The organism is Wolbachia endosymbiont (group A) of Epagoge grotiana (assembly GCF_947251775.1).
Taxonomy (GTDB): domain Bacteria; phylum Pseudomonadota; class Alphaproteobacteria; order Rickettsiales; family Anaplasmataceae; genus Wolbachia; species Wolbachia pipientis.
The window spans coordinates 1,533,341-1,548,194 of the sequence record NZ_OX366387.1; the positions used below are offsets into that span (position 1 = coordinate 1,533,341).

At 34.4% G+C, this 14,854-nt stretch carries 10 protein-coding genes, 1 tRNA gene and 1 pseudogene; 4 read left to right on the forward strand and 8 right to left on the reverse strand.

The genetic code is table 11. The features are described from left to right. The first annotated feature begins 19 nt into the window (after positions 1 to 19). Both OPR50_RS07255 and OPR50_RS07260 read left to right on the forward strand, forming a co-directional pair. The gene (locus OPR50_RS07255; protein ID WP_265024008.1) at positions 20 to 1,294 is read left to right on the forward strand and encodes an ankyrin repeat domain-containing protein; all 1,275 of its coding nucleotides are present in this window, start codon (positions 20 to 22) and stop codon (positions 1,292 to 1,294) included. A gap of 294 nt (positions 1,295 to 1,588) precedes the next feature. Beyond that, on the forward strand, positions 1,589 to 3,055 hold the full coding sequence (locus tag OPR50_RS07260; RefSeq protein WP_265024334.1) for an IS4 family transposase: 1,467 nt from the start codon (positions 1,589 to 1,591) through the stop codon (positions 3,053 to 3,055). A 17-nt stretch (positions 3,056 to 3,072) separates the two neighbouring features. Here OPR50_RS07260 and OPR50_RS08960 read toward each other — a convergent pair. From OPR50_RS08960 to OPR50_RS07305, 8 genes and pseudogenes are all read right to left on the reverse strand, one after another. Then, positions 3,073 to 3,780, reverse strand: a pseudogene (locus OPR50_RS08960) (IS3 family transposase); the annotation flags it as partial. A gap of 232 nt (positions 3,781 to 4,012) precedes the next feature. Continuing rightward, the gene (locus tag OPR50_RS07275) at positions 4,013 to 4,819 is read right to left on the reverse strand and encodes an SDR family oxidoreductase (protein WP_264339614.1); all 807 of its coding nucleotides are present in this window, start codon (positions 4,817 to 4,819) and stop codon (positions 4,013 to 4,015) included. Between the two features lie 5 nt (positions 4,820 to 4,824). Further along, positions 4,825 to 5,469 (reverse strand): alpha/beta hydrolase, encoded by a 645-nt coding sequence (locus OPR50_RS07280; protein WP_320110178.1) that lies wholly within the window; start codon positions 5,467 to 5,469, stop codon positions 4,825 to 4,827. 397 nt (positions 5,470 to 5,866) lie between these two features. Then, positions 5,867 to 6,232: a hypothetical protein gene (locus OPR50_RS07285; protein WP_064125381.1), complete on the reverse strand. Its 366-nt coding sequence runs from the start codon at positions 6,230 to 6,232 to the stop codon at positions 5,867 to 5,869. 121 nt (positions 6,233 to 6,353) lie between these two features. Then, positions 6,354 to 8,021, reverse strand: coding sequence for an aminopeptidase P family protein (locus OPR50_RS07290; RefSeq protein WP_265024010.1), 1,668 nt, complete (start codon positions 8,019 to 8,021; stop codon positions 6,354 to 6,356). Between the two features lie 8 nt (positions 8,022 to 8,029). Then, positions 8,030 to 9,952: a tRNA uridine-5-carboxymethylaminomethyl(34) synthesis enzyme MnmG gene (gene mnmG / locus OPR50_RS07295; protein ID WP_264339611.1), complete on the reverse strand. Its 1,923-nt coding sequence runs from the start codon at positions 9,950 to 9,952 to the stop codon at positions 8,030 to 8,032. 110 nt (positions 9,953 to 10,062) lie between these two features. Continuing rightward, positions 10,063 to 10,506, reverse strand: coding sequence for a hypothetical protein (locus tag OPR50_RS07300; RefSeq protein ID WP_264339610.1), 444 nt, complete (start codon positions 10,504 to 10,506; stop codon positions 10,063 to 10,065). A 65-nt stretch (positions 10,507 to 10,571) separates the two neighbouring features. Continuing rightward, positions 10,572 to 10,647, reverse strand: a tRNA-His gene (locus OPR50_RS07305). Positions 10,648 to 10,797: 150 nt separating this feature from the next. Here OPR50_RS07305 and murJ point away from each other — a divergent pair. Further along, on the forward strand, positions 10,798 to 12,285 hold the full coding sequence (gene murJ, locus OPR50_RS07310) for a murein biosynthesis integral membrane protein MurJ (RefSeq protein ID WP_264339609.1): 1,488 nt from the start codon (positions 10,798 to 10,800) through the stop codon (positions 12,283 to 12,285). Between the two features lie 3 nt (positions 12,286 to 12,288). Next, complete coding sequence (locus OPR50_RS07315) at positions 12,289 to 14,832, forward strand: AsmA-like C-terminal region-containing protein (RefSeq protein ID WP_265024011.1); 2,544 nt, start codon at positions 12,289 to 12,291, stop codon at positions 14,830 to 14,832. The last annotated feature ends 22 nt before the right edge of the window (positions 14,833 to 14,854 follow it).

Below are 14,854 nucleotides of genomic sequence, written 5' to 3' on the forward strand. Positions count from 1 at the left end.
TAGTGATGTTGTAGAATATTTGAAGCAAAGGCAATTAGACTTAGATAAAAAATTGTTGATCGCAGCAAAAGGTGGTGATCTTAATAAGGCTATAGATCTGATAAGCAAGGGAGCTAATGTTAATGTTAAAGATAACAATGATGATACCCCTCTGCACCTTGCTGTTGGTTATTTAGATGTAGTAAAATACCTTATAAGTAAGGGAGCCAACATTAATGCTAAGTGCAAGGCTGGTGCAACACCGCTAGATATTGCTGCCTATCAAAAACTTAGTGATGTTGTAGAGTATTTGAAACAAACACAATTAGATTTAGATAAAAAATTGTTGATCGCAGTAAAAAGTGGTGGTCTTAATAAAATTATAGATCTTTTTAATCGAGGTGCCAATATTAATGCTGAGAATGAATATGGCAAAAATCCTATACATATTGCTGCTGAAAGCGATTACAAGAATATTATAGAATTTCTTCTTAGCAAAGAGGGAGTAGGTGTTAATGATACTGATGAGCAAGGTCATACACCACTGCACTGGGCTTCTTGGAGTGGTCATTTAGGTATGTTGGAGTACCTAATAGGTAAGGGGGCCAACATTAATGCTAAGTGCAAGGCTGGTAAAACAACGCTAGATATTGCTAGAGATAAAGGATATAATAATATTGTGGAATACTTAGAGGGAAAACTCAAGGAAGAAAGAGAAAAACCTGCACAACGTAAACGCCGTCATCACCATGGAGATCATGATCATCATCGTAGTCACTTATCACGTAATCTTCTTGCTATAGATTCAAGTGGTCAACCTGAAATAGCAGCAAGTAGTGGCACAAGACCATCTTCATGGATAAATGGTTTATTGGGTTGGGTGAAAAGTTCTGTAGGTGGATTATTTTATTCTAGAGCTGCTTTACCTGAGGAAACATTAAGTACTACAAGTTCAATCTCACAAGTTGATGCACCAATAGATGTAAATGGTACAATAATGTTGCTTGACTTATTAATTAGAAAGGTTACAGGTCAGAAGTACATTTTTACAGTAGACCAGTCTATATCTCCACTAGAAGCACAGGGCTATGCATTGAACATTAAAAAGGGATTTAGGAAAGTAGTAGAACAAGCTGCAAGGGATAGCAAAATATCAATACATCGATTAGATATTGACTTTATAAAAGTACAAGAAGAAATTACTAGAAAAGTCATGGATGGTAAATTTAATGAGATTTCAGGGATTTTAAACTCACATCTAGAGAAAGCATGTCCTGGTAGGGAAGCTTACTATTACCCACAAATAAAAACATAGTATTGTATTTACTCAAATAATTTAATTTTATTAACCTGAAAGCTTATTAGATTAAAATTATTAAACTAAGAGTTATAATTTTAGCAACTAAAAGCTGTAAATTGCACCATATAAACAGTTATTTCAAGCAAAAGTTATGCCATTAAGAGCTATGCAACAAACATTTATATTTGTGGGTAATAGTAAGCTTCTAACCCTTACTATTACCCATAAGTATATAAATAGTAAAAAAGCTGATATTTTACTAATTCAACTTTCTATTATAAATGGATCTATGGTCTAAAAATGGAATATATGATGAAAAGAACTATAAATACTTCAACTGGCGAATGGGCAGAAAGTGAATTTGGAATTGTTAATTTTGGTGATATAAGATTAAGTAAAAGGCTTCTAAAAATAGTTAATAGTTTTGCTGAATCGCCTGAGCGTTCAATAAATCAAGCTTGTGAAGATTGGCATCAAAGTAAAGCAGCTTATAGATTTTTCCAAAACGATGCCATTTCTGAGAGAAAGATATTAGAAAGTCATATAATTAAAACTGTTGAAAGAGCTAAAGAATACTCAACTATCTTAGCTATCCAAGACACGAGTTATATCTCATATAAAAATCATAAAAAGACCGAAGGATTAGGGATTATAGCAGCAAGATTAACATCTAAAACAACTAATTTTAAAACACATGGATTAGTGATGCATACAACGTTTGCAGTTACAACAGAAGGACTGCCTATAGGATTATTGGATCAAAAAATTAGTACTAGACCCTCCTTAGCTGAAGACCTAAAAGAGTTGAAAAGAAGAAGCCATAATACTGCTGTTCCCATAGAAGAGAAAGAAAGCATACGGTGGATAGAATCACTTAAATATTCTACTAATCATCCTGGATTAAAGGATATCAAGGTAGTTACCGTCTGTGACAGAGAAGCAGATATGTATGATTTATTTGAAGTTGCTTCCACTAATCAATCTCTTTTTGTAGTAAGAGGAAATCAAAACAGAACAATAAATAAGAAGTCGACTTATTCTGAAAAAGGTGGTGAAAGGTTGTGGGATCTGATGAATCGCATGTCTTGTCAAGGAGAAATACAAGTGAATATTCCTGCTCGCAATGATAAACCTCAAAGAACAACAGTTTTAGAAGTAAAGTTTAGCAACTTTGTGATGAATGCATCAAAAAATAACGCTAGACGTAAAACCCAAAAACTTCCTAATTTAAGTTTAAATGCTGTCTATGCTATAGAAAAATACCCCCCATTTGGCGAAGAGCCTGTGAACTGGATTTTGTTGACAAATATAAATATTAATAATTTTGAAGAAGCAGTAGAAAAAATACAATGGTATTGCTTAAGATGGAGAATAGAGGTTTTTCATAAAATTTTGAAATCTGGTCTTAAAGTTGAAGAATGTAGGCTCCAAGCAGCAGATAGATTAATCCGCTTTCTTACAATAATGAGTATAATTGCATGGAGAATATTTTTTATCACACTAGTAGCTAGAATAAATCCAAATCTTTCTTGCACTTTCATACTGACTGACGACGAATGGAAGGTTTTATATACCAAAATGCTTAAGACAAAAAACTATCCTGAGACACCACCACCTATAAGAGAAATTGTGAGGTGGGTGGCCAAGTTAGGAGGGTTTTTAGCTCGCAAAAATGACTTAGAACCAGGCCCTATAGCTTTGTGGAAGGGATGGAAACGTCTCTTTGATTTAGCAGAAGGATGGAAACTTGCTCATGAATTTTATACTTGTGGGTAATAGTAAGATTAACTACCATACGTGAGAATTATTGCTGCCAAATATAGCCATCCCTCCTTGGTTTTGATGTAAGTAATCCCATACTTTATTTGGTTGATCAACAATAAAGTTTTGGTCTAATATATTGGGAGCTACAGCTCTATTATCTGTTTGTTGTTTTTTAATTTTAAACTTTCTTCTCAGTATAGCCCTGATGTCATTTTTCTGCATAATACTTTGCACCGTTTTCAAATTGCAACTTTTACCCAAAGCCTTCAATTCAGCATGAATTTTAGGAGCTCCATATCTACATTTAGAAACTTGATATATTTTTTGAATAGCTTCGAGTAGCTCTTTATTTGCTGATTCTCTACTGCTTATTTTTCTTGTGGTCCACTTATAGTAGCCACTAGCAGAAAATCCTACATAATTCCTGTACTTTATAGCAGTTACTATATAAAAAAATATTTTACTCTTTTTGACTGGCCAGGGCTTTTTTTTAAATGTCTCTTTCCCTTGTTACTCTTGCTTTGTAAATCAAACCTCTCTTTGTCATAAGGTGCTACATCTGGAAATGCATTTGCCGCTGACTTTTTTTCGTTATATTTCTTCATCCATTTTCCTAATACACTATCCCTTATTCCTAGATCTCTTGCTACTTTTGCAACTGGTTGACCTACCTTTCTTTGTTCATTTGCCAGTTTAACAGCTTCCAATTTGAATTCTGCTGTATATTCTCTTACCATTTCTAATCCTCCAAAATTTTATTTTACCCAAAAAAACTCTTTTCTTTCTCTCCACTTTTTCTGGGTAAGGTCACTATTTCTTAAGTAATTTACACTTCAGAGTTTATCTACTTTAAAGTTTACTCTATTCTGTTTCAGCATTTGTCATAAATCCTTAATTATTTCTGACTTTTTAGTTCAGTTTTTAACCATTCTTTCCTTAACTTAATGGCAGTGACAATAAGCCTATCTATCATTCTGATGTGATTTCAGTTTTGTTTACGTGCAAACTCTCTAATCCCACCTTGTAGTTAGGATAAATTAGAGAGACATTAAGATCTTTTTTAATTTTAACATTACTTACTTTTTTTGATCCTAAATAAAAACTCTGTGCATAATCTGGTAACTCAATTGGCTCTGGAGGGCTAACATTGAGAAGTTTGGCCGCATACATTATCACTTCAGATCGTGTAGTGGGTAAATCGTCTGCACAATTGTATATTTCACCAGGTTTTATGTTTTGCATGGAAGAAAATAAAATATTCGATATATCTTCAACGTGAATACGAGAAAAAAAATGCCCTTCTTTTTTCACATTTCTTGCTTTGCCAAGCTGCAAGTCAATTAACACGTTCCTACCAGGACCGTATATTCCAGCTAAACGAAAAATATGTACAGGCAATCTGCTATTTAGCCACTTCCTTTCAGATTTAAGGCGCTTTTCTCCTCTGATTTCTATAGGTTTTGTTTTACATTCCTCATCAACCCAATTACCAGAGTGATCACCATAGACGCTAGTTGCAGACAAATAACCAAGCCATTTAACATTTTGCAGGCAATCACCGTATCTCTCCACAACATCATCGCCATCTGGAGGAATAGAAATTAAAACGTGCGTTGCACTTTTTAGCAGACCTTGGCTAACTTTCTCATAATTACAGAGGATTACATTTTGTATATTTTTACTTCTTGATGTGCCACTAACTTTCCAACCTAAGTTCAGTAGTTTTTTCGATAAAAATTTAGCTACATATCCATAACCAAAGCAAAACAAGTGCATGAAAATTAATTTTTAAAGTTCTTCTTGATAAATTCTACTCCTAATTTTATTCCCTCTTCATTGATAATATGCCCTAATCCATGAATTGGGTGCCCTTCAACATTTACTCCATTTTCTTTCAGAGCTTTAACCGCTAAGTCGAGGGACGAAAAAGGTACCACGTCGTCAGCATCACCATGGATAACACATATGTTAGGTTTTGATTTGATCTCTGGTGCAGTTTTTGAAGGTAAAAGAAACCTACCAGAGTATGCAACAACTGATGCACAGGATTGAGAGCGGGTGAGAGCTGTATGTATTGCAAGCATTGCTCCTTGAGAAAATCCAACTAAAGAAAGTTGCGTATCTTTTAAATTAAGCTCCTTTAATTTTGTATCAATGAAATGATTTACAATTGATGTAGCATTTTTTACTCCATTATATAGCGCTTCCTCACTACGATCTTCCAAACTGAACCACTGATAATCATCACCTATTTCTCTCTCAAACGGAGCATTGGGTACTGCAAAATATGAACCCAGTAAAAACTTGCTCATAACTTTGGCAAGGTGAATAAAATTATCGCCACTTGAGCCCCAACCATGTAAAAAAATAATCAAATTTTTCTTATTTCCGCCTGCACAAATTTCTGGGCCTTTAAGTTCAATCATTTCTTTTCCTTTTGCGTTTATATTTTTATTTAACACTAATTTTCACATTTGTAAAACCAATGTGCAATTACGTTCCCGATACTACAGATAAAGTAACTTAGGTTCATCGACGATTTGAAAAACCGTCATTCCGCTACTCGTTAGCGGCTGAGATACCGCGAATGAATCGCGGTATGACGTAGGGAAAACCTTAGCTATAAACCTCAGAAATAAGAAAACAAACTAGAAAAAATACCTCACTATAACTGCAGCCTTAAGCAACGTACCTTATTTATTTACGAAAACTGGTATAAATGCTATGCAAGTAGCTACACCACTTGCATGGCATCAATAATTGACCTCGACTTACCGTCCAACTAGAAAGTTGTATATAGAATGACAGAAATCCAGATGTTATTTACTTACTTTCGATCTTTTCTATCAATTTTTTAACTAAGCCTCTTAGCTTTTTACTGGATTCATCAAGCTCTTGAATCTGCGAGCTGTGCTCTTTCATTAGTTCCTTATAGTTACCTCTTATGTAGTCAATCATTTCCTTCATCTGAGCAATCATCTTGTTAACATCCATACTGCCCAAATCAGGTATCATGCCAGGCATAGCCCCTTCTAACATACCGCCAGCCATAAGCTGCTGAGACATTTGCATAAATGGTTTTAAAGTCTGATTAAGCAATTCAGGATCCTTGGCTAATTTTTCTATTTGCTCTTTGCAAGTATCCATATACTGCTTCATAAATTCATCTTCTTGCCCTTTGTCTATCATAATTATAACCTACCTAAAAATACGTGTTCTTTATTATATATTATTTTAAAATTAAAAACAATACAAAATACCTGTCACAATTGCATTAATACTTTTTAAATAATAAAAAATGCTCCTTTGCTTATAAAGGGTCACATACCTTCTTTAACCATTCCTTATCTTTTACGCTATTTTCTAAGTTTTTATAGACAAATTGATGGTAGCCATTTATCCATTCAATTTCATCCTTAGTAAGCATTTGCACATTTATTAGTCTTCTATCATATGGAATAGAGGTCAGTTGTTTAAAGTTTAAGAAGCCATTCTCTTGCCTGTCAACATACATCAGATTTTCAATTCTTATTCCATACTCTCCCGGAATGTAATAGCCAGGTTCGTTGGATAGTATCATACCTGGTACTAATTTTACTTTATTACTTTTTGATATTGCTTGTGGTCCTTCGTGTACTGATAGGTAACTTCCTACTCCATGCCCTGTACCATGCATATAGTCCATTCCAAATTTCCATAAATGCGTACGTGCCAATATATCCAATTCTCCACCAGTAGTGCCGGGGGGAAAGACGACACTTGCTATAGCAATGTGAGCTTTGAGTACTATTGTATAGTGGGTTATTTGTTCATCAGTTGGATTACCAACTACTACAGTTCTTGTCACATCAGTTGTGCCGTCAAGGTACTGGCCACCAGAGTCAATCAAATATAGTCCATTTTTCTGAATTACCTTATTCGTCTTACTGCTTGCACGATAGTGAATTATTGCACCATTTTCATTAAATGCGGAAATTGTTGGAAAGCTCAATTGTTTAAACAAATTCTGCTCTTTTCTGTATTCTAAAATCTTTTCTTCAGCTTCAAGTTCTGTACCAACATTATTTTCAAGCCAATATAGAAAATTTGTAACTGCCACTCCATCTCTGATATGCGCATTTATAGCCCCAGCTATTTCAGTTTGGTTTTTTGCTGCTTTATAAATTAGACAAGGATCTTCTCTCTCAGCTACCTGTTTATCTTTTATTACAGCCATGATACTCATTGGAGTTGTGTTTGGATCTATAACTATTGAATTTAGCTTGTGCAGCGAATTTTCTAGCTCACTAATATCAAAAATATTTATATGGTTGCCTAAATTTGCTTCTATAGTTGAATGTTCTTTATCTTGAATAAACAAATCAACATTACCGCTTTTATACAATATAGCACGGCCCAATATACATGGAGTATATTTAGCATTTTCATTTCTTAAATTTAATAACCACGAAATTGAATTTGGATCAGTTAAAAGCACTGCTTCAGCTTCTTTATCTATACTTTTAGCGACTTTTTCACATTTGTCCTTACTACTTTTACCAGCATATTTAATAGAATGTAAAACCACTGCTTGTTTTCGATAGTCACTTTTTTTTCCAGCTAAACAGGGTATTAATTTACAGATATTCTCATACTTTCTTATATCTTCGATGGTAAAATATTGCAAATAATAACCTAGTGAGGCAGTCGATGTTAAGTTTGCTTTTATCCATTCGCGTGGATCCTCTTCTTGTATATTATATACTTGAAAATTGCCCCGATCGAGCTGATTGCGAGCTTGTGTAATATAGCGTCCATCCGTAAAAAATGGGCACTTGTTGTCTTTTGTAACGATAAGTAGCCCATTTGTTCCTGTAAAGCCACACAGCTTTGTTAGCTCCTCTGAATACTCATTTAAATATTCATCTTTAGTATGCAACATAAATGCATCAACGTTTATCTCGTGCATAAAAGAACGAAATTCTTCGATTTTTGACATAGAACACCTCATACAAAATTAGCAGCCACTTTCGTTTTCCTGTTTCTCAAATACACTAATATGCTCACTATTGCTGCAGGAGTGATGCCTTGTATTTGCTTTGCAATGCCAATCGTCGCTGGTTTTATCGTCTGCAACTTTTCTATTACTTCACTTGACAGGCCTTTAACTTGTGAATAGTTAAAATCAATTGGAATTTGAGTGTTAATTTCCTCTCGTAAAAACTTCATATCCGCTTCTTGTCTTATTAGATAAGGTTTGTATTTTGCTTCAATTTCAACCGCTTCACATATTTCATTCTTAGTTATGCTACCCATTGCGGTGCCATCCCAGCGCGTGATGCTGCTTAACTCCGGCCATATTTCTTGTAATTTATTCCAGTCGATGTTTGGATAGCTAAGTAAATCTAGTGCCGTTTTTCTTATCCCATCATAAGATATTTTGATACCATAAGACCTAAGCTGCTCAGGAGTAATCGTCAGACTCCCTAACTTCTCTTCAAGCTGCTTAATGGATTCAAGTTTATTCTGTAAAACAGAGTATCTCTCATGCGAAACAAGGGAAATATCATAACCTTTTTGTGTTAATCTTCTATCTGCATTGTCTGACCTGATAGCTAGCCTATATTCTGCACGTGAGGTAAATAATCTATAAGGTTCGATCACCCCTTTGGTGACTAGATCATCTATCATTACGCCGATATATGAGTCTGTGCGATGAAGAACAAAGCTTTCTTTTTTTTCAGATGCAGAGAGTGCTGCATTAATTCCGGCAATAATTCCTTGCCCTGCTGCTTCTTCATATCCAGTAGTGCCATTAATTTGGCCAGCAAAATATAGGCCTTTAATTTTCTTGGTTTCAAGAGTATGGCTTAGTTCTCGTGGATCAATATAGTCATACTCAACTGCATATCCAGGTCTTAGTATTTCTGCATTTTCAAGTCCCTTGATACTCTTTATCATTTCACACTGCACTTCAATAGGCAATGAATTTGAAATTCCGTTCGGGTATATAGTATCATCATTCAAGCCCTCTGGTTCTAAAAATATTTGATGACTACTTTTTTCTGCGAATTTTTTAACCTTAGTTTCAATGGATGGGCAGTATCTTGGTGCTATAATATCATCCAAATACGAAGAAGCTGACCTGTGCAGATTCTCTCTAATTATTTTATGCGTGTTTTCATTAGTATGGGTAATAAAGCATGATACCTGAGGTTGGTTAATTTTTTCTGTGAGATAAGAAAACGGCACAGGTGGATTATCACCCACTTGTTCTTGCAATATTGACCAGTTTATAGTGCCACGATCAAGCCTTGGCGGAGTTCCGGTGCGCAATCTACCTAATTTAAAATTATATTTCTTCAACGTATTTGCAAGTTCTACTGCAGGCTTATCTCCCATTCTCCCTGAAGGAGTTACCTGCTCTCCTATATGAATTACACCTTGCAGGAAAGTTCCCGTAGTTAAAACAACTTTACCTGTTAGTATATGTTCCCCTGAGCTTGTTATTACAGCTTTAATGCACAATTCTCCATTGTTATTACTCTCTATAAGGAAATCGTCAACCGACTCTTCTTTTACCGTCAAATTGTTATAATTTAGAATAATTTCCTGTATTGCTTGCTTGTACAATTTTCGGTCTGCCTGTGCACGTGGTCCCCACACCGCCGCACCTCTGCTGCTATTTAAAATGACTGAGTGTATACTTGCTTGATCGATTGCTCTTCCCATTATTCCATCAAGAGCGTCAACTTCCCTGACTACAACGCCCTTTGCAACTCCTCCGATTGCTGGATTGCAGGACATTTCCCCTATAGTTGAAATTTTATGAGTTATAAGCAGCGTGTTTGCACCAAGGCGAGCTGCAGCAGCAGCAGCTTCGCACCCTGCATGACCACCACCTACTACTACTACATCATATTTATGCATGCCTTCTTGAGTAGTTCTTACTCTACTAATATTCTAACTATTAGCGGTTAATGTCAAATCTTGTTATTCCAATGTTGCACACTGGAATAACAGAAACCTTTTTGGTTAGCTTAAACGTCCTGCTTTTTTGAAGAAAAACACTCAACTATAGGAGAGATGATGTATTCATTTACTTTTTCAGCAGCAGATAGTGTAGCTATGGCTGCAAAGACCCCTGCAATTGGTGCTATGGCTCCTATTACAGCACCTGCTAAAGCTGCAGAGCCCATTCCAAGCATTGCGCCAGGAAAAATAGCAGTTGCGGCTGCAGCAAGGCCAACTCCAATTGCAGCACTTGCAACGCAGAAACAAGCAAGCATGAAAAGATCTGTTTTGGAGAATTCTCCTATTTTTACATCATTGTATATCAAATATGCAGCGAATAATATTGAAGGAACGGCAGCAACAATTCCACCTATAACCAAAGGTGACAAAGCTGTAAAACTCAATCCCAAACCTGTCAATGCTCCTATTACTGATACTGCACCTAAAAGTATTAAATCTCCTTTATCCATACAACCTCCATAATAAATTGATATATTACCATTTGTTCATATTTCTGTAAAGTAGAAAACTTTAGTGGGGCGAGCGACCAGGATCGAACTGGCGACATTCAGTACCACAAACTGACGCTCTACCAACTGAGCTACGCCCGCCAAGGTATAAAATTTCTAACATAAGAGCGCAAATAGTCAATTGATTATTTAACTCTCCTTTTGCAGAGGGTTTTAAGTTTAGCCAATAAATATTTTCATTGATACTTTTACCATTATAGTTAATTGTATTGACACTAATGAAGTAGTGGTATGTTTAAAAGTATTTTCACATTTAGTTTTTTTACGGCTATTTCAAGGATCTCAGGGTTAATAAGAGATGTATTGATTGCTACGGTTATTGGTGCAAACTCTCTTGCAGACATATTTTTTTCTTCGTTTCGCTTTGCCAATCTATTTCGAGCATTTTTTGCAGAAGGAGCGTTCACTACCTCATTCATACCGTTATATTCGACAGAATCATATGATAATAAAAAGGCATTTAATTTTGCAAGTAGTGTAATATCCATTACGTTTATCATCTTAGTAATTTTTTGCCTTATCATGCAAACTTTCTCCCCTTATATGATTCAAATTTTTGCTCCTGGATTTGACCAAAGTAAGTTTACCCTTACTGTTACTTTATCAAGAATTATGATGCCCTACATAATCTTTGTTTCAATTGCATCACTTATTGGTGGAATGCTGCAAGTAAAGCAGCATTTTGCTTCAACAGCTATTGCACCAATCGTTTTGAATCTCTGTTTAATCATCAGTTTGTTTGTGCCTTACGTAAAAACTCCAGCGCACAACCTTTCTATAGCTGTCCTTATAGGAGGAATTTTCCAGCTACTTTTGATACTATTTAGTGCATACAAGTTAAAGGCAGCTTTTTCTTTTAGCCTTGAATTAAGCAATGAAGTAAGGTTGTTTTTTAAGCGTGTGGTACCTGCAATTATCAACAATTGTGTAACTCAAATAAGCTTATGGATTGATACAATCATGGCGAGTTTTATACCAAATGCGGTGTCCTATATATATTATGCCGATAGACTAAATCAACTACCGCAGGGAATAATCGGTACTGCAATTGGTACAGTGCTTCTTCCTTTAATTTCAAAACAGGTGGATAATACTGAAAATATAGTCAAAATACAGAACAAGGCTCTCAACATAGGATTAATGTTAATTATGCCAACAACTGCTGCCTTTATCATTATTCCCGACATAATTTTACTTACGCTTTTTTCTTACGGCCGGTTTGATCATTATGCAGTGCAGCAAACTGTTCCTACTTTAATAGCATTTTCTCTTTCTTTACCTGCATTTATTATAAATAAAGTATTGCTACCTACATTTTTTGCTAAAGGCAATCTGAAAATACCAACCATATTTTCGCTAATGTGTCTTGGAATTAATGTAGTGCTAAACCTTTTGTTAATGAACGAGTATCAGCATACGGGGATTGCTATTGCTACTTCCGTTTCCACTTGGATAAACTCTATTCTATTAATTAGTTATTTAACAATAAATAAAATGTATAAGGTTAGCCAAGCGTTATTGTTAAATGTCATGAAAATTTTTGTAGCAACGGCAGTCATGTCAATAGCCCTTTATATTTTTAATTCTTTGTTGGCAGGATTATTTTTTGATAAAATGTTGGCTCGTATTGTTTATTTAACGACTTTAATAGCTTTGAGTGTTATTGTTTATTTTGGTATTCTCTATTTAATATTTAAGGGAAACTTTAAGCATGTGTAAATTATGAGACTTTCTTTATATGCTATATTATCAATCTCACTGCTATTAATTCTCATGCATGTTGCTGCAACTTTTAAGGATTGGAGTGGCTACAGGAAATATATCATAAAAGAGTTAGAGAAGACGTATGATGCTAAAGTGCATATTGGGGGAAAAATTAAAGTTTCGTTGATTACCCCAAAGCTCACTATTTATAATGTATACGTACAATACAACGAAAATAAAGAGCAAAAGTTGTCAGATTTAATTAGTGTAAGAAAAATTGAAATAAGGCCATCGTTCCTATCGTTGTTTTTATTTTCGTTGCAACCAAAGTCAATCACATTGTTTGGCATGAAAAGCAACAAAGAAAATTTACTTAATATTATAAATACAAACGCCAGTGGTAACACAGTCAATATAGTAATAAAAGACAGTCAAGTAAGTTTCAAGAATGATTTCGCTGATATTGTTAACATAAAGGAAGTTGCTGTAAAAAAAAATAAGCAGTTTTTTGGTAAAGTAAAGGTAGGTGATAATAATTACGATTTTTCAGGAAAGGTTAATATCACAAAAAGGAATGTACACATTAGTGTTGAATCAAATTTTGTAAATTTGCTATTTACAGGTAATAGAAATCAAGAAGAACTCCAGGGTAATTTAACATTAACAATTAATAACAGTTCCGGTTCTGTGAGTGATTTAGCAAAAATCATTAATCTTAGCTTTCTCTCTTGTGTTATTCCTAGCGAAAATATCAAGATATCATCCAATATAAGTCTTAATGAAAGTGAGTTTACGGCAACTGACTTAAAAATTGATTCCAAAAGCATGCAAGCCAGCGGTACAATACAAAATGATAGAAAAGGCAATCACACTAATTTCAATATTAGCTTCAGTAAAGTTGATTTAGATTCCATACAAAATGATTCACAAAGAACAATGAATATGAAGGATCTTCTGGAATGTTTTAGAGCAGTTGTGCCAAAGAACTTGAGCTTAAATTTTAATATGGAAGCTTCTAACATTCAATATCAAAACAAAATATTGGACAATTTCCGTGCTGTACTAAAATCCACTGATGGCAAAGTAAAAGTTAATACGCTTCTTAAATTTCCTGGAATCAATAATATATCTTACTTATCAGGAGAGATCTCAAACAATAATGTCCTATCTGAATTCAACGGCGATTTATTAGTCGAAGGAAATGATTTTGGGTCATTCATTTCATGTTTTTTCCCTTCTATAAAGATGAAAGAAAACCAGAAAAATCAATTTACACTAAGTTCTAAACTGCACCTTGCACCAAGAATATTATCTATCTCAGACATTAGACTGCTAAATAATAAGGAATCCTTGCAAGGGTCAATTAGAGTAAGCCATACAAAAAAACACAATGTGGTCAATGGTGAATTTAGCATGCATAATCTTGATGCAGATAAATATGATCATTCATTATTTAGCAGTTTACCTAAAATGCAATGGCTGAAAAATTTTCAGTATGATGCAAATATAAAGGCCCGTGTTAATAACCTTACATTGAATGATACGAAAATTAAAAATTTGGATTTTTTGCTGAAAATGGAAAAAGGTAAGCTAGTTTCAGATAAAATAAAACTATCTGGAGAAGATTTCGATATTACCGGTAATGCAAAAATATTAGCAGATCAAAAATACGCCAAACCTTTATTAGATGTTAACCTTACGGGCAGTAAATTTAATGGAAAAATTATTACATTACCAAATTTAGTAGAGACGAAAAGAAATTCAAGAAATGAGATAGATCAAATTCAATGGTCAACAAAGCAGCTTGATTTTTTGGATGACAAAGAAGGCTTTGATGCAAATGTGCAAATCAATACTGCAGAATTTAAAACCGAGCATAATGTTTTGAAAGATTTTAATTTGGATGCGGTAATGAGAAACAACACTATCACTATCAGGCAGGCAAGTTACGTATTAGAACGCGGGCAAGTGTTTTTTCAGGGTTATTTAAGATCAGACTCAATAAATACAAGGTTTTCTATTGTAAATTTGGACACTAAAAAGATTGGTAAGGTTATAGGAATTGACAATGTAAATGGTCAGGTAAGCTTAAATGGTGAAATCAAAACTCAAGGAAAAAGTTTTCATGATTGGGCTAGTAACTTATCAGGAGATATAAATTTACAAGCACAGGGAATAGAATTTACTAATGTGGATTTTAATTCATTTATCACTAATTTGTTAAGCAGTAAGAATAAGTCTGAAATTTCCACACTTGCTTATATTGATATATATAATGGTAAAACATTTTTTGAAAATATTAGCGGAAAAGCAAGTATTAAGAGTGGTATATGTTCAACTAGTTTACAGTTCGGGATTGATCAAGCATCAGGATCAATCTCTTCTAATTTAACCTTATCTAACTTCACTTTAAATTCTATATTCAGGTTCTTTTTCATATCACCAGGTTATAGTAATCCAATCTATATCGATATGCATTTGGATGGCCCTATTTGGCGTCCTAAGATGAGTTTTGATGTAGACCAAATCTTCACCGCTCTGGTTGGCAAGAAAAATAGTTGATTTACTTAGGCGTACGGTTTAG